Origin of the sequence: Rhodobacter flavimaris (genome assembly GCF_021378075.1) — a bacterium.
GTDB classification, from domain to species: domain Bacteria; phylum Pseudomonadota; class Alphaproteobacteria; order Rhodobacterales; family Rhodobacteraceae; genus Rhodobacter; species Rhodobacter flavimaris.
The window spans coordinates 1-390 of sequence record NZ_JAJUOS010000048.1; the positions used below are offsets into that span (position 1 = coordinate 1).

At 55.4% G+C, this 390-nt stretch carries 1 protein-coding gene; it reads left to right on the forward strand.

What is annotated here, in order from left to right; all coding sequences use genetic code 11:
• Positions 1-38: 38 nt before the first annotated feature.
• A partial coding sequence (locus LZA78_RS18110; RefSeq protein WP_233678173.1) for an immunoglobulin domain-containing protein occupies positions 39-390 on the forward strand: 352 nt, incomplete at its 3' end.

The window sequence follows — 390 nt, forward strand, 5'->3', positions numbered from 1 at the left end:
GTCCTCTAGAGAAAACCCTGTGAGCACAGCTCCTCACCATGGACTGGACCTGGAGGATCCTCTTCTTGGTGGCAGCAGCTACAAGTGCCCAATCCCAGGTGCAGCTGGTGCAGTCTGGGGCTGAGGTGAAGAAGCCTGGGGCCTCAGTGAAGGTCTCCTGCAAGGCTTCTGGATACACCTTCACCAGTTATGATATCAACTGGGTGCGACAGGCCACTGGACAAGGGCTTGAGTGGATGGGATGGATGAACCCTAACAGTGGTAACACAGGCTATGCACAGAAGTTCCAGGGCAGAGTCACCATGACCAGGAACACCTCCACAAGCACAGCCTACATGGAGCTGAGCAGCCTGAGATCTGAGGACACGGCCGTGTATTACTGTGCGAGAA